This window comes from Kitasatospora sp. NPDC028055 (assembly GCF_040637885.1).
GTDB lineage: Bacteria > Actinomycetota > Actinomycetes > Streptomycetales > Streptomycetaceae > Kitasatospora.
In genome coordinates, this window is sequence record NZ_JBEZXE010000001.1 from 703,805 (window position 1) to 725,358 (window position 21,554).

The 21,554-nt window shown below is 71.8% G+C and carries 15 protein-coding genes and 1 pseudogene; 8 read left to right on the plus strand and 8 right to left on the minus strand.

Annotated elements, in window-relative coordinates:
- Positions 1-64: 64 nt before the first annotated feature.
- Both AB0F71_RS03450 and AB0F71_RS03455 read right to left on the minus strand, forming a co-directional pair.
- Positions 65-1,138: pseudogene (locus AB0F71_RS03450) on the minus strand (NDP-sugar synthase); the annotation flags it as partial.
- Between the two features lie 354 nt (positions 1,139-1,492).
- Positions 1,493-3,715, minus strand: coding sequence for a (Fe-S)-binding protein (locus AB0F71_RS03455; RefSeq protein ID WP_360227373.1), 2,223 nt, complete (start codon positions 3,713-3,715; stop codon positions 1,493-1,495).
- 389 nt (positions 3,716-4,104) lie between these two features.
- Between AB0F71_RS03455 and dnaK the strand changes: the two genes are divergently transcribed.
- From dnaK to AB0F71_RS03485, 6 genes are all read left to right on the plus strand, one after another.
- A complete protein-coding gene (gene dnaK / locus AB0F71_RS03460) occupies positions 4,105-5,952 on the plus strand; it encodes a molecular chaperone DnaK (protein WP_360227376.1) in 1,848 nt (615 codons plus the stop codon).
- Positions 5,949-6,569, plus strand: a complete 621-nt coding sequence (grpE, locus tag AB0F71_RS03465; protein WP_360227379.1) for a nucleotide exchange factor GrpE — start codon at positions 5,949-5,951, stop codon at positions 6,567-6,569. The genes dnaK and grpE overlap by 4 nt, the downstream gene beginning before the upstream one ends.
- Positions 6,570-6,792: 223 nt before the next feature.
- Positions 6,793-7,947, plus strand: a complete 1,155-nt coding sequence (gene dnaJ, locus AB0F71_RS03470; RefSeq protein WP_360227382.1) for a molecular chaperone DnaJ — start codon at positions 6,793-6,795, stop codon at positions 7,945-7,947.
- A 22-nt stretch (positions 7,948-7,969) separates the two neighbouring features.
- Positions 7,970-8,527: a helix-turn-helix domain-containing protein gene (locus AB0F71_RS03475; protein WP_360227719.1), complete on the plus strand. Its 558-nt coding sequence runs from the start codon at positions 7,970-7,972 to the stop codon at positions 8,525-8,527.
- 217 nt (positions 8,528-8,744) lie between these two features.
- Positions 8,745-9,743 carry a hypothetical protein gene (locus tag AB0F71_RS03480; RefSeq protein ID WP_360227385.1) on the plus strand — a complete coding sequence of 333 codons (999 nt, stop codon included), beginning with the start codon at positions 8,745-8,747 and terminating at the stop codon, positions 9,741-9,743.
- Between the two features lie 588 nt (positions 9,744-10,331).
- On the plus strand, positions 10,332-10,958 hold the full coding sequence (locus tag AB0F71_RS03485; protein WP_360227387.1) for a hypothetical protein: 627 nt from the start codon (positions 10,332-10,334) through the stop codon (positions 10,956-10,958).
- A 7-nt stretch (positions 10,959-10,965) separates the two neighbouring features.
- Here the strand turns inward: AB0F71_RS03485 and AB0F71_RS03490 are convergent, their stop codons facing one another.
- The 6 genes from AB0F71_RS03490 to AB0F71_RS03515 form a co-directional block, all read right to left on the minus strand.
- Positions 10,966-11,940, minus strand: coding sequence for a LuxR family transcriptional regulator (locus AB0F71_RS03490; protein ID WP_360227390.1), 975 nt, complete (start codon positions 11,938-11,940; stop codon positions 10,966-10,968).
- Positions 11,933-12,898: a LuxR family transcriptional regulator gene (locus AB0F71_RS03495; RefSeq protein WP_360227393.1), complete on the minus strand. Its 966-nt coding sequence runs from the start codon at positions 12,896-12,898 to the stop codon at positions 11,933-11,935. The genes AB0F71_RS03490 and AB0F71_RS03495 overlap by 8 nt, the downstream gene beginning before the upstream one ends.
- Entirely contained in the window at positions 12,895-13,869 is a 975-nt protein-coding gene (locus tag AB0F71_RS03500; RefSeq protein ID WP_360227396.1) for a LuxR family transcriptional regulator, read from the minus strand. Before AB0F71_RS03500 ends, AB0F71_RS03495 begins: the two co-directional genes overlap by 4 nt.
- Complete coding sequence (locus AB0F71_RS03505; protein WP_360227399.1) at positions 13,862-14,851, minus strand: LuxR C-terminal-related transcriptional regulator; 990 nt, start codon at positions 14,849-14,851, stop codon at positions 13,862-13,864. Before AB0F71_RS03505 ends, AB0F71_RS03500 begins: the two co-directional genes overlap by 8 nt.
- Positions 14,841-15,836 carry a LuxR family transcriptional regulator gene (locus AB0F71_RS03510; protein ID WP_360227402.1) on the minus strand — a complete coding sequence of 332 codons (996 nt, stop codon included), beginning with the start codon at positions 15,834-15,836 and terminating at the stop codon, positions 14,841-14,843. Before AB0F71_RS03510 ends, AB0F71_RS03505 begins: the two co-directional genes overlap by 11 nt.
- Positions 15,837-16,579: 743 nt before the next feature.
- Positions 16,580-17,788: a TDT family transporter gene (locus AB0F71_RS03515; protein ID WP_360227405.1), complete on the minus strand. Its 1,209-nt coding sequence runs from the start codon at positions 17,786-17,788 to the stop codon at positions 16,580-16,582.
- Positions 17,789-17,858: 70 nt separating this feature from the next.
- Between AB0F71_RS03515 and AB0F71_RS03520 the strand changes: the two genes are divergently transcribed.
- Positions 17,859-18,791 carry a LysR family transcriptional regulator gene (locus AB0F71_RS03520; RefSeq protein ID WP_360227408.1) on the plus strand — a complete coding sequence of 311 codons (933 nt, stop codon included), beginning with the start codon at positions 17,859-17,861 and terminating at the stop codon, positions 18,789-18,791.
- Between the two features lie 131 nt (positions 18,792-18,922).
- The gene (gene clpB, locus AB0F71_RS03525; protein WP_360227411.1) at positions 18,923-21,529 is read left to right on the plus strand and encodes an ATP-dependent chaperone ClpB; all 2,607 of its coding nucleotides are present in this window, start codon (positions 18,923-18,925) and stop codon (positions 21,527-21,529) included.
- The last annotated feature ends 25 nt before the right edge of the window (positions 21,530-21,554 follow it).

Genomic DNA, 21,554 nt, shown 5'->3' on the forward strand with positions numbered 1-21,554 from the left:
CGCTGACCGACGGCCCGTGCACCGAGGCGGCCGCGGCCGTGCCGGCCGGGCAGCCGCCCGGGCCGGCCGTGGTGCGGACGGCGCCGACCGGCAGCAGGGTGCCGCAGGCGATCCGGATGCCGCTCGGCAGCTCGTTGTCGGACTCGACGATCGCGCCGTCGCCGATCACCGCGCCGTCCAGCGCCGAGCGGTCGCCGACGGTGGCGTAGGCGCCCACGATCGAGTCCTTGACCAGGGTGTCCGGGCCGATCACGGCGCCGGGCAGGATCACGCTGCCCTCGACGATCGCGCCGGCCTCGACCACCGCGTCCGCGGAGACCACGGTGCCGCCGCTGAGCACCGCGCCCGGGTGGACGGTGGCGCCGGGCAGCAGCAGGGCGTCACCGGTGGGGCCGGGGACGGCCGGGGAGTCGACCTTGCCGAGGACCAGGTCGGCCGAGCCGCGGACGAACGCGGCCGGGGTGCCGAGGTCCAGCCAGTACGAGGTGTCGACGACGCCGCGCAGCAGGGCGCCGGTGGCCAGCAGCTCGGGGAAGGTCTCGCGCTCGACGGAGACCTCGCGGCCGGCCGGGATGCGGTCGATCACGGACCGGGTGAAGACGTAGCAGCCGGCGTTGATCTGGTCGGTGACGATCTGCTCCGGCGTCTCCGGCTTCTCCAGGAACTCCAGCACCCGCCCGTTCTCGTCGGTCGGGACCAGGCCGAAGGCCCTCGGGTCCTCCACCCGGGTGAGGTGCAGGGTGACGTCGGCCCCGGCGGCCACGTGGCCGTCGCGCAGGGCGGCGATGTCGAGGCCGGAGAGGATGTCGCCGTTGAAGACCAGGACCGGCTCGTCCGGGCCGCAGGTCAGCCCGGAGGCGGCGTTGCGGATGGCCCCGCCGGTGCCCAGCGGCTCGCGCTCGGTCAGGTAGACCAGCTCGATCCCGTACGGGGTGCCGTCCTGGAAGTGGTCCTCGAACACCTCGGCCAGGTAGGAGGTGGCCAGTACCACCCGGGTGACGCCGGCGGCGGCCGCACGGGCCAGCTGGTGGGCGATGAACGGGACGCCTGCCACGGGCAGCATCGGCTTGGGGGTGTGGGTGGTCAGCGGACGCAGTCGCGTGCCCTTACCACCGACGAGCATGATCGCCTCGGTCATGGTCTGCGCTGTTCCCCTTGTGCTCTCCGCGGCCCGGCCCGGCGGGCCGATACCTCCGTCAGTGGTCTGAGCCCGTCGTGAACGGGTCGACCGGCGCGCGGCCGGTCCGGCGCCTACTGTATTTCCTTCCGACCGAATGCCCGTCCGGCGGCCGTGCGATTGACGTCACTCGCCGTCCGCCCGCCGTACCGCCGGCCGTCGCCCGGGGCACCGAAAAGCCCGGCCCGGCGGGCGCGTTGGCGGCGTCCACCGGGCCGGGCGGTTGTTGCAGAACTGTCGAACAGCGAACGGTGACCGCGGTGATTGCGGTGACCGAAGTGACCGAAGTGACCGCAGTGATTGCGGTCACCGCGGCTACGCGTCGACGGTCGCGGGCTCCTCGGCCTCGGCCGGCGGGGTCGCCTTCACCGAGTCGAGCAGCAGCTGGGCCACGTCGACCACCTTGAGGTGCTCCTTGGCCGCGCCCTCGTTCTTCTTGCCGTTGACCGAGTCGGAGAGCATCACCAGGCAGAACGGGCAGGCGGTGGAGACGATGTCCGGGTTGAGCGACAGCGCCTCGTCCACGCGCTCGGTGTTGATCCGCTTGCCGATGCGCTCCTCCATCCACATCCGCGCGCCGCCGGCGCCGCAGCAGAAGCCGCGCTCCTTGTGGCGGTGCATCTCCTGCTGGCGCAGACCGGGGACCTTGTCCATGATCTCGCGCGGCGGGCTGTAGACCTTGTTGTGGCGGCCCAGGTAGCAGGGGTCGTGGTAGGTGATCAGACCCTCGACCGGGTTGACCGGGACGAGCTTGCCCTCGTCGATCAGGTGCTGCAGCAGCTGGGTGTGGTGGATCACCTCGAAGTGCCCGCCGAGCTGCGGGTACTCGTTGGCGATGGTGTTGAAGCAGTGCGGGCAGGTGGCCACGATCCGCTTGGTCGGGGCGTCCTCCAGCGCGGCGTTCAGCGTCTCCACGTTCTGCGCGCCGAGCATCTGGAAGAGGAACTCGTTGCCCAGGCGGCGCGGGGAGTCACCGGTGCAGGTCTCCTCCTTGCCGAGGATGGCGAACTTCACGCCCGCGGTGTGCAGCAGCTCGGCGAAGGCCTTGGTGGTCTTCTTGGCGCGGTCCTCCAGGGCGCCGGCGCAGCCGACCCAGTAGAGGTACTCGACCTCGGCCGGGTCGATGTCCTCACCGATCACCGGCACCTCGATGCCGGTCTCCTTCTTGAGCTCCTTGACCCAGTCGAGGCGGGCCTTGGTGGCCATGCCCCACGGGTTGCCCTTGTTCTCCAGGTTCTTGAGCATCGTCCCGGCCTCGGTCGGGAAGTTGCTCTCGATCATCACCTGGTAGCGGCGCATGTCGACGATGTGGTCGACGTGCTCGATGTCCACCGGGCACTGCTCGACGCAGGCGCCGCAGGTGGTGCAGGACCACAGCACGTCCGGGTCGATGACGCCGTTCTCCTCGGCGGTGCCGATCAGCGGGCGCTCGGCCTCGGCCAGGGCGGCCGCCGGGACGTCCTTGAGCTGCTCGGCGGTGGCCTGCTCGGTGCCCTCCATGTCCTTGCCGCCGCCGGCCAGCAGGTACGGCGCCTTGCCGTAGGCGTGCTCGCGCAGGCTCATGATCAGCAGCTTGGGGGACAGCGGCTTGCCGGTGTTCCAGGCGGGGCACTGCGACTGGCAGCGGCCGCACTCGGTGCAGGTGGAGAAGTCGAGGATGCCCTTCCAGGAGAAGTGCTCGACCTGGGAGACGCCGAAGACGGCGTCGTCGGCCGGGTCCTCGAAGTCGATCGGCTGACCCTTGCTGGTCATCGGACGGAGCCCGCCGAGCGCGGTGCTGCCGTCCTCCTCGCGCTTGAAGTAGATGTTGAAGAAGCCGAGGAAGCGGTGCCAGGCCACGCCCATCGAGGGGTTGAGGCCGATGGTGATCGCCCACGCGAACGAGATGCAGATCTTCAGCATCGCGAACAGGTAGACCAGGTTCTCCAGCGTGCCGTGCGACAGCCCGCTCAGCGCCGAGGTGATCGGGTACGAGACCAGGTGCTCCGGGCCGTACGAGTCGACGCCGGCCAGGGCGCCCTCCAGGGCGCGGAGCATCAGGATGCACAGGCCGATGCCGAGGATCGTGTACTCGACGTAGAAGGCCTGCCAGGCGATCGAGCCGGCGAACCGGGACTTGCGGCCGGACCGGGACGGCAGGCTCATCAGCCGGATCACGATCAGGGTGGCGATGCCCAGGGTGGTCAGGGTGCCGACCAGCTCGACGAAGAGCTGCCAGATCATCCAGTGACCGATGATCGGCAGTTCCCACTCGGCGTCGAACAGCTGGCCCATCGCGTTGACGATGGTGAGCACCAGGCTGAAGAAGCCGACCGCGACGAACCAGTGGGCGATGCCGACGATCCCCCAGCGGTTCATCCGGGTGTGGCCGAAGAACTCGGTCGCGAGGGTCTTCACGCGCTGGGCGGGCCTGCCGAAGCGGGTGGTGTCCGGCGCGCCGGTCAGCACGACCCTGAAAATGTGCCACGCCGCACGGAGGGCGAGCGCGGTGCCGATCACGAACGTGACCAGCGAGATGACGATCGCTGCTAGTTGCATCGCTCTCCGTCTCCTGCGGCTTGCGGTTGAGCAGTGTCTGCGGTTCTGCGCTTCTGCGGTCTACGTTTCTACGTTCTGCGTTCTGCGGGCCCGCGGGTTTCCGAGTGATTGTACTGGTCGGTAACTTGCCGGGCCGACGGCCCGGACATTACAGGTCGCCAACAGTCCTCCAGAAGGTTCCCAAGCTATGGCGGCAGTCACGTGACCGCACGCGCGCCGCCCCGTCGCGAGCGCCCGAACCGGCCCGCCCCTCCGGGTCGATGTCAGCGCCGATGTCAGCGGGGATATCAGCAAAGTTGAGTGCCGAGCACTCATAGCTGTTGACGCTACCCGCCGGGTCGTGCATCCTTGAGCCTGTAAAGCTCAACTCTTCCGTGGAGGTATCTACGATGGCACGCGCGGTCGGCATCGACCTCGGTACGACGAACTCGGTCGTCAGCGTTCTGGAGGGTGGCGAGCCCACCGTCATCACGAACGCCGAGGGCGCTCGGACCACGCCGTCCGTCGTCGCCTTCGCCAAGAACGGCGAGGTCCTCGTCGGCGAGGTGGCCAAGCGCCAGGCGGTCACCAACGTCGACCGCACCATCCGCTCGGTGAAGCGCCACATGGGCACCGGGTGGAAGATCAACATCGACGGCAAGGACTTCAACCCGCAGCAGATCTCGGCCTTCGTGCTGCAGAAGCTCAAGCGGGACGCCGAGGCCTACCTGGGCGAGACCGTCACCGACGCCGTCATCACCGTCCCGGCGTACTTCAACGACTCGGAGCGCCAGGCCACCAAGGAGGCCGGTGAGATCGCGGGCCTCAACGTCCTGCGCATCGTCAACGAGCCCACCGCGGCCGCCCTGGCCTACGGCCTGGACAAGGACGACCAGACCATCCTGGTCTTCGACCTCGGCGGCGGCACCTTCGACGTCTCCCTGCTGGAGATCGGCGACGGGGTCGTCGAGGTGAAGGCCACCAACGGTGACAACCACCTCGGCGGCGACGACTGGGACCAGCGCGTCGTCGACCACCTGGTCAAGGTCTTCCAGTCCGGCCACGGCGTCGACCTGTCCAAGGACAAGATGGCCCTGCAGCGTCTGCGCGAGGCCGCCGAGAAGGCCAAGATCGAGCTGTCCTCGTCCTCCGAGACCTCGATCAACCTGCCCTACATCACGGCCTCCGCCGAGGGCCCGCTGCACCTGGACGAGAAGCTCACCCGCGCCCAGTTCCAGCAGCTGACCGCGGACCTGCTGGAGCGCTGCAAGGTCCCGTTCCACAACGTGATCAAGGACGCCGGCATCTCGCTCTCCGAGATCGACCACGTCGTCCTGGTCGGTGGCTCGACCCGCATGCCCGCCGTCGCCGAGCTCGTCAAGGAGCTGACCGGCGGCCAGGACGCCAACAAGGGCGTCAACCCGGACGAGGTCGTCGCCATCGGCGCCGCGCTCCAGGCCGGTGTCCTCAAGGGCGAGGTCAAGGACGTCCTGCTGCTCGACGTCACCCCGCTGTCCCTCGGCATCGAGACCAAGGGCGGCATCATGACCAAGCTGATCGAGCGCAACACCACGATCCCGACCAAGCGCTCCGAGATCTTCACCACGGCCGAGGACAACCAGCCGTCCGTGCAGATCCAGGTCTACCAGGGCGAGCGCGAGATCGCCGCGTACAACAAGAAGCTCGGGATGTTCGAGCTGACCGGCCTGCCGCCGGCGCCGCGCGGCCTGCCGCAGATCGAGGTCACCTTCGACATCGACGCCAACGGCATCATGCACGTCGGCGCGAAGGACCTCGGCACCGGCAAGGAGCAGAAGATGACCGTCACCGGCGGCTCCTCGCTGCCGAAGGACGAGGTCGACCGCATGCGCCGCGAGGCCGAGCAGTACGCCGAGGACGACCACAAGCGCCGCGAGGCCGTCGAGACCCGCAACTCCGCCGAGCAGCTCGTCTACTCGACCGAGAAGTTCATCGCCGACAACTCCGACAAGCTGCCGGCCGACGTCAAGACCGAGGTCGAGACCGCCATCGGCGAGCTCAAGGAAGCCCTCAAGGGCGAGGACATCGCGAAGATCCGCGAGGCCTCCGAGAAGGTCTCCACCACCGCCCAGAAGCTCGGCCAGGCGCTCTACGCCAACGCCGACGCCGCAGGTGCCGGTGCCGCCTCGGCCGGCGACTCCGCCCACGCCAAGGAGGACGACGTCGTCGACGCCGAGATCGTCGACGACGAGAAGCCCAAGGGTGGTGCGTCGGCATGACGGACAAGCCGCAGGGCGGCAAGCCCGGCGACGACTCCGCCGCCGAGGAGGCCGTGATCAAGGCCGCCGAGGAAGCCGCCTCGGCCGGTGCCGGCGAGGCCCCCGAGGAGCTCGCCGCGGCCAAGCGCGAGCTGGCCGAGCGCACCGCGGACCTGCAGCGGCTGCAGGCCGAGTACCAGAACTACCGCAAGCGGGTCGAGCGCGACCGGCTGACCGTCCGCGAGATCGCGGTCTCCAACATCCTGGAGTCCCTGATCCCCGTCCTGGACGACATCGGCCGCGCCCGCGAGCACGGCGAGGTGACGGGCGGCTTCAAGTCCGTCTCCGACTCCCTGGAGACGGTCGTCGCCAAGCTGGGCCTGCAGCAGTTCGGCAAGGAGGGCGAGCCCTTCGACCCGACGCAGCACGAGGCGCTGATGCACAGCTACTCCTCGGACGTCACCGAGGACACCTGTGTCCAGATCCTCCAGCCCGGCTACCGCATCGGCGAGCGGATCATCCGCCCGGCGATGGTCGCCGTGGCCGAGCCCCAGCCCGGCACCCAGACGACGCCCGGCCCGGACGCCGAGGCGAAGTCCGCCGAGAAGGACAAGTCCGACGGTGGCTCGGACAGCTGACAACCTGTGACAGCTGACAACCAGTGCGCTGCGGAGTCGTACGCCGGCCAGTACGGCGGCCGGCTCCGCAGCGCGCTGTCAGCAGCGCTTCTTCCGGCGGCTGTTGACAGCGCAGTGACGATGGACATCGGGAGGTGTCGGGAGCGGTGAGCGAGCACAGCGAGCGAACCATCGAGGGGTGCGTGAACCGCTCTGCGGCTTCCGGGCGGAGCGAGGTGGGCGCATGAGCGGCAAGGACTTTGTCGAGAAGGACTACTACAAGGTCCTCGGCGTGCCCAAGGACGCCACCGCCACCGAGATCAAGAAGACCTACCGCAAGCTGGCGCGCGAGTTCCACCCGGACGCGAACAAGGGCGACGCCAAGGCCGAGGAGCGCTTCAAGGACATCTCCGAGGCGTACGACGTCCTCTCCGACGAGAAGCGCCGCAAGGAGTACGACGAGGCCCGCAGCCTCTTCGCCAACGGCGGCTTCCGCACCGGCGGCCCCGGCGGCGCCGGCAGCTACGGCTTCGACTTCGGCGACCTCTTCACCGGCACCCAGGGCGGCGGTGGCGGCGGACTCGGCGACGTCTTCGGTGGACTCTTCAACCGCGGCGGCGCCCGGCAGGCCCAGCCCCGGCGCGGCGCCGACGTCGAGACCGAGGTGACGCTCTCCTTCGAGGAGGCCGTCGACGGCGCGACCGTACCGCTGCGGATGACCAGCCAGGCCCCCTGCCGGCTCTGCAACGGCACCGGTGCCAAGAGCGGCACCACCCCCAGGGTCTGCCCGACCTGCGTCGGCGCCGGCACCGTCAGCCGCGGCCAGGGCGCCTTCGCGCTCTCCGAGCCCTGCAAGGACTGCCGCGGCCGGGGCATGATCGTCGACGACCCGTGCCCCGACTGCCACGGCAGCGGCCGGGCCAGCTCCGCCCGCACCATGCAGGTCCGCATCCCGGCCGGCGTCCAGGCCGACCAGCGGATCCGGCTCAAGGGCAAGGGCGCCCAGGGCGAACGCGGCGGCCAGCCCGGTGACCTCTACGTCACCGTGCACGTCGACCCCCACCCGGTGTTCGGGCGCAAGGGCGACAACCTCACCGTCACCGTCCCGGTCACCTTCCCCGAGGCCGCCCTCGGCGCCACCATCGAGGTGCCCACGCTGAACGGCCCCGCCGTGAAGCTCAAGCTCCCCCCGGGCAGCGCCAACGGCCTCACCATGCGCGCCCGCGGCAAGGGTGCCACCCGCAAGGACGGCACCCGCGGCGACCTCCTCGTCACCGTCGAGGTCGTCGTCCCCCAGCACGTCGACGGCGACGCGCTGGACGCCCTGGAGCAGTACCGCGAGGCCACCGCCTCCGACGACCCACGAGCCGCTCTGTTCCGGGCGGCGAAGGGAGCGTGACGACCAGATGTCCCCGAACCCGATGAACCCGACGAACCCGATGGACCCGGCGAACGCCAACGGCCCGATCGGTCCGGGCGGCCCGATCGGCCCGGGCCTCGGTGAGGGCCTCCCCGGCGGCCCCGCCGGCGGCCGCCCCCGCCGCGCCGCGGCCGCGCCGCAGTACGTCCTCACCGAGGACACCCCGGTGTACGTCATCTCGGTCGCCGCCGAACTCTCCGGCCTGCACCCGCAGACCCTGCGCCAGTACGACCGCCTCGGCCTGGTCTGCCCCGACCGCACCGCCGGCCGCGGCCGCCGCTACTCGGCCCGCGACATCCAGCAGCTGCGCGAGGTCCAGCGGCTCTCCCAGGACGAGGGCATCAACCTGGCCGGCATCAAGCGGATCATCGAGCTGGAGAACCAGGTCAGCGCCCTCCAGTCGCGCATCACCGAACTGGTCGACTCCCTCGAGGGCGCCGCCACCGCCCTCCAGCAGCGCGAGGCCGCCGTCCACGCCTCCTACCGCCGCGACCTCGTCCCGTACCAGCCCCCCACCCCCCAGTCCAGCGCCCTCGTCGTCTGGCGCCCCAAGCGCTGACCCGGGGCCCGCACCGCACCACCAGCCGCCGGCTCCCTCCTGTTCGGGGGGTGCCGGCGGCTGCGTCGGCGTGGCAGGCTCCTTCCTGCCGTGTGAAAGCGGGTTCTGTCATGCGACAGTTGCATCGAAATCTGGTAGTGAATACAACCGAGTAAGGCCGAAAGGTCCAAGCCGAGGCAGGGAGCAACAGATGGGCGGGACGGAGGCATCCGGTCCCATGGCCAACGCCAACAGCCAGCTCTCCCCTGATGCGAGATCTCTCTACATGGCCGTTCTTCGGGAGCCTGGAAGAGTGATCGCTGCCATGGCCGAGGAAGGCGACCGCGACTCCCTCCGCGAATTGGTCGATATCGGCTTGTTGGTACCGGATATCGAGAATCCGGGAATGCTTGTCGCCGTCGACCCAAAGCAGCTCGCCAGTGCTCTCACCGCGACATGGCAGCGCAGGGCCCTCGATCTACTCAGCCGGGCCGCAGCCCTGCCTGCCGAGTTCCAGGAGCTCACCCATGCCTACGGCAACGGGGGGAGCGAGGCGCATGACGGCGGCCCGATCGAGCACCTTCACGGTCTGGCCGAGATCAACCGCAGACTGGTCGAGCTCATGGAAGGCAGTCGCGAGGAGGTACTGAGTGCCCAACCGGGTGGGGGCTCCCGCTCCTTCCCGACCGAGGCAGCCATCGCCCTGGACACGGACATGCTGCGCCGCGGAGTCTCGCGACGCACGTTGTACCAGCCGAGCACGCGGTACTCCGCGCCCACGCGCGCCTATGTAGCGGCCATGACCGCGGCCGGCGGCGAGGTTCGTACGTTGGGCGAACCGTTCACAAGGATGATCATCGTCGATCGCACTGCCGCGATCATTCCTGTCAGTGGCGACCAGCAACGAGCCGCGTTCATTCAGGACGAGGCCGTGATCGGCTTCATGGTCAGCCTGTTCGAGAGCTTCTGGGAACGCGCCATCCCTTTCCAGGGCGGTCTCGATGTTCCGCCGGAGGTCGTGTCCAGGCTCCGCGAGAACATCCTCAGGATGATGTTGCAGGGCATCGGCCACCGTGTCATAGCCAGGAACCTGGGCTTGAGCGAGCGAACCCTTGCCCGGCACATTGCCGAGCTTCGTGACGAATACGCTGCCGACACCTTGTTCCAGCTAGGCTGGAAGCTGTCCGAAAGTCACCGCACCATGCCGCTGTTCAGTGACCCGGAGACACCCTACTGAGGCAGGCTCAAGTCCAGATCACGTCATCCGCAATGGTGGCAGCGGCGAGCTTCTGATGGCCCGGGGTCGGAGCCTGGGAGGTAGCGGGCTGCGCGGTCCAGATCACGTCAGCATGCACGGGAGCCGAACTCAGCAGAACCGTCACTACAGCCAGTGCTATCGCGGTCGCCCACCGACGCGCCTCACGCACTGTGACCACTCCCCTTCGGACAATGTTGAACGCTCAGCGAATCGGCAGCGCATGAGCCGCAGCGCTGATTATGCTGCACGATCCCGAACGTGTCAGCGAGGGAGTCCTTCGCAACGCTCTTGCCCGGCCCAACCCTTCCAAAGTCCCGCCCTCTCTCGAAGGCACGTCAGCATGTCATCTCTCTGCCATGCAGCGAGATGACACCTCGGGCCAGTGGACGCACAGGCCGGCTCAACGACACGATCAGTGCACCGACTGATCGCCACGTACGAGCGTGACACAGCGGATGTGTTCACATCAAATTCCCCTGAACGACCGTCTCGGCGCGAGTACCACCAAACAGCAGCAGCCGCTGGGCCCCGTCCCCCCGACCCGGTCGGCCTTTCAATGGAGTCGACATGACTGACCACTACCAGGGCTCCGCTTCCCATCACCTCAGCAATGCCCCTGAGGGTCGGCGTGCACGTGTGTTCCTGGCCGCGCCGCTGATGCGGCTGACCGGCCCCGCGGACAGCGTGGTGACGCTCGCCAGCCGGACGCGGCTGACGACGCTCCGCACCACCCTCCTCCGCAGCGGTGCCGCCGTGTACAGCGCGCACCACAGCGACGCCTGGACCGTCGCCGGTCGGGCGCCCGAGCCCCGGGTCCCCTCCGACTTCCGCGCGCTCCAGTCCGCTGACCTGGTGTTCGCCTACGTCGGCGCCCCGCTCTCGGCCGGCGTCAGCCTCGAACTCGGTTGGGCGTCGGCGCTGCGGAAGCCGATCGTCCTGCTCGTCGACGAGGCCATCACCCACAACCCCCTGATCGCCACCATCGAGCAGGTCGCCCCCGTCCTGCCGCTGGTCTTCGACGACACCTGGTCCCAGGAGGCCCTCCACCACACCGTGGAGACCGCCCTCGACTGGGCCGGCATGGCGCTCTCCCTCCGCGAGGGCTTCTGGACCGCCCCCGGCGACCGCTTCAACGTCCCCCGGCAGCAGACCTCCGTCCCCGGCTACTGGCCGACCGGCGCCGCCACTGGCTGAGCAGGGCTCACCCACCGGACTCCCCCGTCCGGGCTCCCCGCATCTGCCAGCCGAGCTGGAACAGGGTCTCCGCGTCGTACACCTTGCGCAGCCGGGCGATGTGACCGGCCACGGTCCGTTCGCTCAGGCCCATCCGGGTAGCGATCGCCCGCTGCGTGAGACCCCTGGCGAGCAGGCGACCCACCTGCTCGTGGGCGATCGGGGCGGAACCGGCTGCGAGTGACTCCCAGTCCACGGCCTGGGCGTGCTGCCACTGCTGCTCGAAGACCCCCACCAGGTAGGCGACCATCGCGGCGTCCTCGACCACGGCGGCAACCGTGTGGTCGAGGGTGGCCGGGATCACGGCCACGGTGCGGTCGAAGATCAGCGTCTTGGTGAAGGGCCCCTCCAGCAGCCGGATCGGGGCGCCGGCCTGAGTGGAGTGCAGCGCGTACTCGACCGTCCGTGGATCGGAGCAGGCCGACGGTTCGAAGACGGTGAACATCGCCCCGCCCGCTTCGACGTAGCGGCGGCTGTGGTCGAGCGAGTCCTGCATGTGGTCGTGGGGACGGGGCCCGCCGGGCTGGGCCGCGAGGGCCTCATGCGGGTAGTCCTTGACCAGCTGCGAGATCAGGTGCCGGATCTCCGGCATGCCGACCACCCGCCGGACCCCGCCGACGGGATCGGCGCGACGGGGCGCGGTGTCGTAGGCCTGGGTCAGGTCGTCCAACAGGTCCGGGACGGCGGCGGCACGGGCGAGGAGGCGGGCGCTCTCCTCCCGCAGGTCCGCGCCGATGCGCTCGCCGACGGCCCGGGGGTTCACCGCGCTGTAGGTGCCGTCGGCGGTACGGAGGACGAGCAGGCCGAGGTCAGCGAGTTGCTTCACGGCGGACTTGTCCTCAGGGCGGATCTCACCGACACGGATCCGGCCGCCCTCGGCCAGGATCGCCCGGTACAGCTCGCGCGCGGCGGCATCGGGCAGGTCGACTACCGGTTCAGGCATCGCGGGCTCCCCTCATCTGCCAGCCGAGTTGGAACAGCGTCTCCGCGTCGTACGACTCCCGCAGGCGCGCGATGTGGCCGGCGACGGTGCGCTCGCTCAGGCCCAGGCGGGTGGCGACCGACCGCTGGGTGAGGCCCTGGGTGAGGAGGCGGGCGATCTGGTCACGGAGGTCCGACTCCGGCGCGCCGCCGTCCAGGGACGCCCAGTCGACACTGTCGGACCGCTGCCACAGCTGCTCGAAGGCCTCGACGACGAAGGCCACCGTCGCCGGGTCGTCGACCACGGCGGCGCTGTTGAGGTCAGGGTCCGCGGGGATGACGGCCACGGTCCGGTCGAAGACCAGGAAGCGCTTGAACGGACGGTCGAGCACCCGGATCGCGCAGCCCGGCGCGGTGGCTGCCGCCGCGTACGCCACGGCCCCGGGGTCGGTGCGGGCACCGAGCTCGAACAGACAGCGGATGGCGCCGCCGCGTTCGAGGTAGCGGCGGGTGCGGACGAGGGATTCTGCGAGCTGGCCTGCGTCTCGCGCGGCGCCGGGCTGGGCGCTCAGGGCTTCGCCGGCGAACTCCTGGGTCAGTTGCTCGACTTCGTGCCGGATCTCGGCCTTGCCGGTGATGACCCGGGCCCGGCCCAGGCCCGGCTTCCGGCGTGGTGCGGTGTCGTAGGCATGGGTGAGGTCGCGCAGTTGCTCGGGGACCTGGTCCGCCTCGACCAGGAGCCGGGCGCCGGCCCTGCGGATCTCGGCGCCGATGCGTTCGGCGGCCGACCGGGGGTCCACGGCGCTGTACGAGTTGTCGACCAACTGCTGTACCAGCAGCCCGAGTTCCACCAGCCGCCCGAGCGCCTCCCGATCTCCCGGATCGACCTCGGCGGCGCGGATCCGGCCGCCCTCGCGCAGGACGGCGAGGTAGAGCGCACGGGCGGCGGCGTCCGGAAGGGCGCCGCTGAGGCCGGTCATGACCGTTCACCCCGCATCTGCCAGCCGAGTTGGAACAGCGTCTCGGCGTCGTACTGCTCGCGGAGGCGGGCGATGTGGCCGGCCACCGTGCGCTCGCTCAGGCCCAGGCGGGTGGCGACCGACCGCTGGGTGAGGCCCTGGGCGAGCAGGGCGCCGACCTGCTCGTGGACGGCGGAGCCGAGGGAACCGTCGTCCAGCGCGGCCCAGTTGACGCCCTCGGCCTGCTGCCAGAGCGTCTCGAAGGTGTCGACCGCGAAGGCGACCGTCGCCGGATCGTCGACCACGGCGGCGGTGCTGTAGTCAGCGGCGGCGGGAATGACGGCGACGGTGCGGGCGAAGATCAGGAAGCGCCTGAACGGTACGGCGAGGACGCGGGTGGTGGCGCCGAGCCGGGAGGCCTGGGCGGCGAAGCGTACGGTCGGCGGGTCGTACTTGGCCGAGATCTCGTAGAGGGAGCGCACGGTGCCGCCGCGTTCGTGGAAGCGGCGGGCGCGCCGTAGTGAGTCCGGTAGCTCGTTGGCCGGGCGGGGGCCGCCGGGTTGAGCCGACATGCCGTCTCCGGGCATCGCCTCGGTCAGCCGGTCGATCTCGTGCCGGATCTCCTCCTTCCCGGTGACGTAGCGCGCCCCGGTCGAGGCGCTCCGCCGCTTCGGGCTGGTGTCGTAGGCCTGGGTGAGCTCGTCCATCAGCTCGGGGAGTTGCTCCGCTTCCGCGAGCAGGCGAATGCTCTGCCGGCGGATCTCGCCACCGATTCGCTCGATGGCCGTGCGCGGGTCGACGGCGCTGTAGGACCCGTCCAGCAACTGCGGCACCAGCAGCCCGAGTTCCACCAGCCGCCCGAGCGCCTCCTGGTCGCCCGGGCCGACCTCGGCGGCGCGGATCCGGCCGCCCTCGCGCAGGACGGCGAGGTAGAGGGCGCGGGCGGCGGCGTCCGGGAGGGCGGCGGCGAGGAGGGCGGTGGGGTCAGCCATGGCGTTCCCCCCGCAGGTGCCAGCCGAGGTGGAAGAGGGTCTGGGCGCCGTAGCGCTCGCGGAGGCGGGAGATGTGGGCGGCGACGGTGCGTTCGCTGAGGCCGAGCCGGGTGGCGACGGCGCGCTGGGTGAGGCCGCGGGCGAGCAGCCGGCCGATGCGGACGGTGGTGGGGTGGGGGGCGCCGAGGTTGCGGTCGGCGGGGGTGGCGCGGGCCCAGTCCCGTTCGAACTGGGCGACCAGGTAGGCGACGGTGGTGCGGTCGGTGACGACGGTGGCGCGGCTGCGGTCCTCGACGGCGGGGATGACGGCCACCGAGCGGTCGAAGACCAGCATCCGCTCGTACGGTTCGGCGAGCGCCCGGGCCTCGGCGCCCTCGCCGCTGCGGAGGGCGACCTGGCGCAGGGTGGCGGGGTCGGCGAGGGCACCGGGCTGGTGGAGGGTGCGCATCGAGCAGCCGCGGCGGAGCAGGGCGAGGTCCTGGGCGAGGCTGGTCTGGAGGACCTCGGCGGAGTGGTGGCCGGGGCGGGCGGCGAGGAACTCCTCCTTGCACTCGGCGAGGAGTTCCGAGATGCACTGGCGGACGGCGGCGGCACCGCCCCCGGCACCAACGTCGACCCCGACCCCGTCGGGCCGAGCGCCATCGAGCCGAGCGCAGTCCAGCCGAGCGCCATCGACGCCCCCGGACGGCCGGTGGAGCGCCTCGTAGGCGCGGGAGAGCGGCTGGAGGGTCCCCGGCAGCCGCTCGGCGTGCACCAGCAGCCGGACGGCCCGGAGGCGGAGTTCGGTGCCGAGCCGGTCGCCGAGGGCGCGCGGGTTGGCGGCGGTGTAGCCGGTGGCGGTCGGGGTGAGGAGCCCGCGGGCGACGAGGGCCGCGACGGTGGCGCGGTCGGCGGGGGCGAGGTCCTCCGGGCGCAGCCGGCCGCCGGCGCGGACCACGGCGAGGTAGAGGGCGCGTTCGGCCGGGCCGGGCTCATCGGTCATCGCGGGCGCCTCTCATCAGCCAGCCGAGCTGGAAGAGGGTCTGGGCGCCGTACCGGTCGCGCAGCCGGGAGATGTGGCCGGCGACGGTGCGTTCGCTGAGGCCGAGCCGGGTGGCGACGGCGCGCTGGGTGAGGCCGCGGGCGAGCAGCCGGCCGACCCGGTCGGGGATGGTGCGGGCGGGGCCCTGGCCGAGGGCGGCGGCGGCCTCGGCGGTGTCGGCGCGGGCCCAGTCGCGTTCGAATCCGCCGATCAGGAAGGCGAGGGTGGCCGGGTCGCTGATGAACGCGGCGGTGCTGTTGTCGTCGTTGGCGGAGATGACGGCGACGCTGCGGTCGAAGACGATCAGGCGCTGGAAGGGCTCGTCGAGGACCCGGATCTGCGAGCCGTACCGGGTGACCTGCTCGGCGTAGGCGAGGGCGGCCGGTTCGACGAGGGCGACGGGCTGGTAGACGGTGCGCAGGGAGCAGCCGCGCTGGAGGAGTTGGACGTCCTGGGCGAGGGCGACCTGGAGGGTGTCGGCGGGGCGGTGGCCGGGCTGGGCGGTGAGGACCTCGGAGCGGCAGTCGGAGACCAGTTGGGAGATCCGCTGGCGGATGTGGACGTGGCCCTCGACGTAGACCGCGCCGCCGGAGGTGCCGGACGGGCGGGGCATCGCGTCGTAGGCGCGGGTGAGGCCGTCGAGGGCGCCGGGGAGGTTCTCGGCGCGGACCAGCAACCGGGTTGCCTCGCTGCGGAGTTCGGCGCCGAGCCGGTCGCTGACGGAGCGCGGGCTGACGGCGGTGTAGCAGTGGTCCATCCGGTTGACCATGACCAGGCCGATGTCGAGGAGCTGCCGCAGCGCGGCCCGGTCGGCGTCGGAGACGTCGGCGAACGGGATGCGGCCGCCTTCGGCGATGACGGCGAGGTAGAGCTGTCGGGCGGCCTCGTCGGGTTCCTCGCCCTCGGGTGCCGCCTGGTGCGGCGCGACCGCCGGTTCCGCCGTCACGTCGTACTCTCCCTGCCGGACGCCTCTCCCCTTGCCTGTCCCCGTCCGTGCGCGCGGGGCCGCGGGTCGCGCGGTCCGCGGGCGCCGGTGGCCGGGCGTCCCACGCTACCGGCCGGAAGGCGGGCCCCCGGGTCCGGGTGCCGTCGCACACGGGGTCCCGGGGGCCGCCATCGGTACGCCAGGTCCAGGCGATTCCGTCGAGGCGGAGCAGCAACGCCTCGCCGGTACCGGTTCGGGCTCCATCACCACACATGGATCCCGGCCGGGGCTCTTCCCCCCCGTTCCACGCGTGCGGGACGTTGCACTCGTGGTCAGTTCTGAAGAGCTGGTCGCCACCATCGGACTGCGGTGCCCGGACGACCTGGCGTACCTCCACCCTCACAGCGTGACGGCCGGTGAACAAGTGCCGTCCGAGTGCAGGTTCGCGCAATTGCAGTTATCTGCATCCCGCAGCGGGTGCGGGGCCGCGGGCGGGGGCCGGGATTCCGGTAAAGGCCGAGGCCAGCGGGGGGTACGGGCGGCGCGCAGCGATTGGCAGTTCACCGTCATCGTGCAGCTGCGCGTTCCTGCAACGGCGGCATGCTCCTGAGTGCGGGCGGCCGCCGCGCGGGTCGTCGCAGCTCAGCCCGCGCCGGCCGCACCGAGCAGGGCGCCCCGCTCAGGACGTCCGACTCAGGGCGTCCGGCTCAGGGCGCCCGACTCAGGGCGCCGGGCTCAGGGCGTCCGGCTCAGCGCGCCCGCGCTCAGCGCGCCAGCAGCCGTCCGCGCAGCAGCCCGGTGGCCGTGCCGGTCGCGGCGAGCACCCAGGCGGTGCCGAGCAGCAGGTAGAGCCCGACGGAGAGCCCGGTGAAGCCGCCGAAGCCGGTGTGCCGGGCGAGCGCGGAGGCGCCGGTGACGCAGGTGCCGACCGGGAAGGTGAACGCCCACCAGGTCATCGCGAACGGCATCCCGGCCCGCCGGGCGCGCAGGTTGGCGGCCAGCGCGACGGCCAGCCAGAGCATCGCGACGCCGATCACGGCGACCCCGTACAGCTCGGCCAGCGGCAGCAGGACGGGCGCCAGCGCGGGCAGCACCGGGCGGGCCGCGTCGGCGAGTTGGTGGATCGCGGTGACGGACTGGCCGAGCGGGCCGAGCACCAGGAACAGCGCGGGGGTGAGCACCAGGGTGGGGAGCTTGCTGTGGAACAGGCCGGTGAACACCACGGGCAGCAGCACCAGGGTGGCCAGCAGGCCGATCCCGAACAGCGCCCAGCAGCCGTACAGCATGGCCTCCTGGGGCATTCCGGTGGGCAGGTGGGGGACGAGGGCCGGGCCGCAGGCGGAGGCGACCAGCGGGGCGACCACGGGCAGCAGCCAGGTCGGGTTGGCCTCCAGGGCGGACACCCGGTGCCGGGTGATCATCAGGTACGGGATGCCGGCCGCGACGGTCAGCGCGTAGAGCGTGCCGACGCCCCACAGCACGGCGTCCAGGGCGACGGCGGGGCCGGTGCCGATGACCCGGGAGCCGAGCAGCAGGGTGCCGAGGCCGACCGCCAGCAGGGCCATCGGCGGGCAGCCGTAGAAGACGGCGGTGGCCGGGTTGTCCAGCAGCTGGGTGCGAGCCGCCTCGCGGTGCCGGGTGAGGTGCACCAGGCGGGCGCCGGCCAGCAGCACCAGGGCCGCCGCGCCGAGCGCCCACATCACCTCGCCGAAGCCGATCAGCCCGGGCAGGTGGACCGGCAGGGCGGCGGCGCCGTTGGCCACGATCGCGGTGCCCATCACGGCGGCGTACCAGTTGGGACCGAGCTGGGCCAGGTCGAGGCGGGGAAGCCGGGAGAGCCGGGAGAGCCGGGAGGACCGGGGGCCGCGGGAGGGACCGGAAGGGCGCGGGGGACGGGACGGCCGGGGCTGCTCGGAGGAGCGGGCAGGAGCGGCGGAGCTGGCGAGCGGGCGGACAACGGCCGAGGTGGACATGGTTCCACCGTCGCCGAGCGGCCCGGCCGCCGGTAGCGCCGCGGGTTCTATGAGGGCATAGCCTGAACCTATGCCCCTCTCCCCGCACGTCCCCGAACTGGGCGCCCTGGAACTGCTGCTCGCGGTGGCCCGGCTGGGCAGCGTCGGCCGGGCCGCGGCCGAGCTGGGCGTGAGCCAGCCGACCGCGAGCGCCCGGATCAAGGGCATGGAGCGGCAGATCGGCGTCCCACTGCTGGAGCGCTCGCCCCGGGGCAGCCGGCCGACCGAGGCGGGCCGGCTGGTGGTCGAGTGGGCCCGCCAGGTGCTGGAGGCGGCGCAGGCGCTGGACGCCGGGATCGACGCGCTGCGCGAGCGGCGGGACGCCAAGCTGCGGGTGGTGGCCAGTCTGACCGTCGCCGAGTACCTGATGCCGGGCTGGCTGCTGGCACTGTCCGAGGCCAGCCCGGGGACGGCGGTGACGCTGCGGACGGCGAACTCGGCGGAGGTCGCCGGGCACGTGCTGGCCGGGGACGCCGACCTCGGCTTCGTCGAGGGTCCGACGACCCCGCCCGGGCTGGCCGGCGCGGTGGTGGCGGCGGACCGGCTGGTGGTCGTGGTGGCGCCCGGCCACCGCTGGGCGCGCCGCCGCACCCCGCTGACCGGGGCGGAGCTGGCGGCCACCCCGCTGGTGCTGCGCGAGCCCGGCTCGGGCACCCGGGAGGTGCTGGAGGCGGCGCTGGCGCCGTACGGGGGCACCGTGCAGCCCCGGATGGAGCTGGCCTCGTCCACGGCGTTGAAGGGGGCGGCGATGACCGGGGCGGGGCCGGTCTGCCTGAGCGAGCTGGCGGTGGTGGAGGAGCTGGCCACCCGGCGGCTGGTCGAGGTGCCGCTGGCGGAGGAGCTGGACCTGCGACGGCCGCTGCGCGCGGTGTGGCCGGCCGGGCAGCGGCCGGGCGGGCCGGCCCGGGAGTTGCTGGGGCTGACCCGGCGGAGCGTCCGCCAGCACCCGCGGCGGGAGGCCTGAACCGCGCGGGGCCCGGCGCCGAGCCACCAGCCCCGAAAAGCCTTCCGCCGAAAAGTTGAGCGGAATACACTCAACTTAGTGCATGCTGTATCTAGCAGCAGTGAAGGACGACGAGGGAGGATCCCCCAGCAGTGGACGCGAGCAAGTTCACCACCAAGACCCAGGACGCCCTGTCCGCCGCGATCCGGCAGGCGGGCGCCGCAGGCAACCCGGACGTCAGGCCGGTGCACATCCTGATCGCCCTGCTGGAGCAGCCCGAGGGCATCGCCCGGCCCCTGCTGGAGGCGGTCGGGGCGAACCCCGCCCGGGTCGACGCCGAGGCGCGCCGCCAGCTGGCGGCGCTGCCCAGCGCCATGGGCTCGACGGTCGCCGCCCCGCAGCTGGCCCGGGACACCCTCGCCGTGCTCACCGAGGCCGGCCGGCGCGCGGACGACCTGGACGACCAGTACGTCTCGACCGAGCACCTGCTGGTCGGCCTGGCCGCCGAGGGCGGCGCGGTCGCCGAGCTGCTGGCGCAGCAGGGCGCGACGCCCAAGGCGCTGCTCGCCGCCTTCAAGGACGTCCGCGGCAGCGGCCGGGTCACGTCGCCGGATCCGGAGGGCACCTACAAGGCCCTGGAGAAGTACGGCACCGACCTCACCCAGGCCGCCCGGGACGGCAAGCTCGACCCGGTGATCGGCCGGGACCACGAGATCCGCCGGGTGGTCCAGGTGCTCTCCCGCCGGACGAAGAACAACCCGGTGCTGATCGGCGAGCCCGGCGTCGGCAAGACGGCCGTGGTCGAGGGCCTGGCCCAGCGGATCGTGGCCGGTGACGTGCCGGAGTCGCTGCGCGGCAAGCGGCTGGTCGCGCTGGACCTCAGCGCGATGGTGGCCGGCGCCAAGTTCCGCGGCGAGTTCGAGGAGCGGTTGAAGGCCGTCCTGAACGACATCAAGTCCTCCGACGGGCAGGTCGTCACGTTCATCGACGAGCTGCACACCATGGTCGGCGCGGGCGCCGGCGGCGACTCCGCGATGGACGCGGGCAACATGCTCAAGCCGATGCTGGCCCGCGGCGAGCTGCGGATGGTCGGCGCCACCACGCTGGACGAGTACCGCGAGAGGATCGAGAAGGACCCGGCCCTGGAGCGCCGCTTCCAGCAGGTGCTGGTCGGCGAGCCCAGCGTGGAGGACTCGATCGCCATCCTGCGCGGCCTCAAGGGCCGGTACGAGGCGCACCACAAGGTGCAGATCTCGGATGCCGCCCTGGTCGCCGCGGCGACCCTGTCCAACCGCTACATCACCTCCCGCTTCCTGCCCGACAAGGCGATCGACCTGGTCGACGAGGCGGCCTCCAGGCTCCGGATGGAGATCGACTCCTCCCCGGTCGAGATCGACGAACTCCAGCGCTCCGTCGACCGGTTGCGGATGGAGGAGCTGGCCCTGGAGAAGGAGTCGGACCCTGCCTCGGTCGACCGCCTCGCCCGGCTGCGGCGCGATCTGGCCGACAAGAACGAGCAGTTGAGCGTGCTGACGGCGCGCTGGGAGCAGGAGAAGAAGAGCCTCAACCGGGTCGGCGAGCTCAAGGAGCGGCTGGAGGGCCTGCACGGCGCGCTCGAACGGGCCCAGCGCGACGGGGACTTCGAGCGGGCCTCCAAGCTGATGTACGCCGAGATCCCGGCCGCCGAGACCGAGCTCGCCGAGGCCCAGGAGCGCGCCGCCGACCAGGACGCCTCCGCCTCGATGGTCAAGGAGGAGGTCGGCCCGGACGACGTGGCCGACGTGGTCGCCTCCTGGACGGGCATCCCGGCCGGCCGGCTGCTGGAGGGCGAGAGCGCCAAACTCCTGCGCATGGAGGAGGAGTTGGGCCGCCGCCTGATCGGCCAGACGGAGGCCGTGCAGGCCGTCTCGGACGCCGTGCGGCGCACCCGCTCGGGCATCGCCGACCCGGACCGCCCGACCGGCTCCTTCCTGTTCCTCGGCCCGACGGGCGTCGGCAAGACCGAACTCGCCAAGGCCCTGGCCGACTTCCTGTTCGACGACGAACGGGCGATGGTCCGGATCGACATGAGCGAGTACGGCGAGAAGCACTCGGTCGCCCGTCTGGTCGGCGCCCCGCCCGGGTACGTCGGCTACGAGGAGGGCGGCCAGCTCACCGAGGCGGTCCGGCGCCGCCCGTACAGCGTGGTGCTGCTGGACGAGGTGGAGAAGGCCCACCCCGAGGTCTTCGACGTGCTGCTCCAGGTGCTGGACGACGGCCGGCTCACCGACGGCCAGGGCCGCACGGTGGACTTCCGGAACGCGATCCTGATCCTCACCTCCAACCTGGGCTCGCACTACCTGGTCGACCCGACCACCCCGGAGGACCGGAAGAAGGCCCTGGTGCTGGACTCCGTCCGGGCCGCGTTCAAGCCGGAGTTCCTCAACCGGCTGGACGACATCGTGGTCTTCGACCCGCTGGGCACCGCCGAGCTCAGCCGGATCGTGGACCTCCAGGTGGCCCGCCTCGGCGAGCGGCTGCGCGAGCGGCGGCTCACCCTGGAGGTCTCCGCGGCGGCCCGCGACTGGCTGGCACTGACCGGTTACGACCCGGCGTACGGCGCCCGCCCGCTGCGCCGGCTGGTGCAGTCCGCGATCGGCGACCAGCTCGCCCGGGCGATCCTCTCCGGCCAGGTGCACGACGGGGACACCGTCCTGGTCGAGCGGGACGAGGAGGGCGACCGGCTCACGGTCCGCGGCCGGGGCCCGCTGGAGAAGTAGCCACCGGCCCCCTCCCGTCACCGGC

Coding starts and splice junctions, on each gene's coding strand:
- AB0F71_RS03455 (WP_360227373.1), bottom strand. CDS start 3,715: ATGCAACTAGCAGCGATCGTCATCTCGCTGGTCACGTTCGTGATCGGC.
- dnaK (WP_360227376.1), top strand. CDS start 4,105: ATGGCACGCGCGGTCGGCATCGACCTCGGTACGACGAACTCGGTCGTC.
- grpE (WP_360227379.1), top strand. CDS start 5,949: ATGACGGACAAGCCGCAGGGCGGCAAGCCCGGCGACGACTCCGCCGCC.
- dnaJ (WP_360227382.1), top strand. CDS start 6,793: ATGAGCGGCAAGGACTTTGTCGAGAAGGACTACTACAAGGTCCTCGGC.
- AB0F71_RS03475 (WP_360227719.1), top strand. CDS start 7,970: ATGAACCCGACGAACCCGATGGACCCGGCGAACGCCAACGGCCCGATC.
- AB0F71_RS03480 (WP_360227385.1), top strand. CDS start 8,745: ATGGCCAACGCCAACAGCCAGCTCTCCCCTGATGCGAGATCTCTCTAC.
- AB0F71_RS03485 (WP_360227387.1), top strand. CDS start 10,332: ATGACTGACCACTACCAGGGCTCCGCTTCCCATCACCTCAGCAATGCC.
- AB0F71_RS03490 (WP_360227390.1), bottom strand. CDS start 11,940: ATGCCTGAACCGGTAGTCGACCTGCCCGATGCCGCCGCGCGCGAGCTG.
- AB0F71_RS03495 (WP_360227393.1), bottom strand. CDS start 12,898: ATGACCGGCCTCAGCGGCGCCCTTCCGGACGCCGCCGCCCGTGCGCTC.
- AB0F71_RS03500 (WP_360227396.1), bottom strand. CDS start 13,869: ATGGCTGACCCCACCGCCCTCCTCGCCGCCGCCCTCCCGGACGCCGCC.
- AB0F71_RS03505 (WP_360227399.1), bottom strand. CDS start 14,851: ATGACCGATGAGCCCGGCCCGGCCGAACGCGCCCTCTACCTCGCCGTG.
- AB0F71_RS03515 (WP_360227405.1), bottom strand. CDS start 17,788: ATGTCCACCTCGGCCGTTGTCCGCCCGCTCGCCAGCTCCGCCGCTCCT.
- AB0F71_RS03520 (WP_360227408.1), top strand. CDS start 17,859: ATGCCCCTCTCCCCGCACGTCCCCGAACTGGGCGCCCTGGAACTGCTG.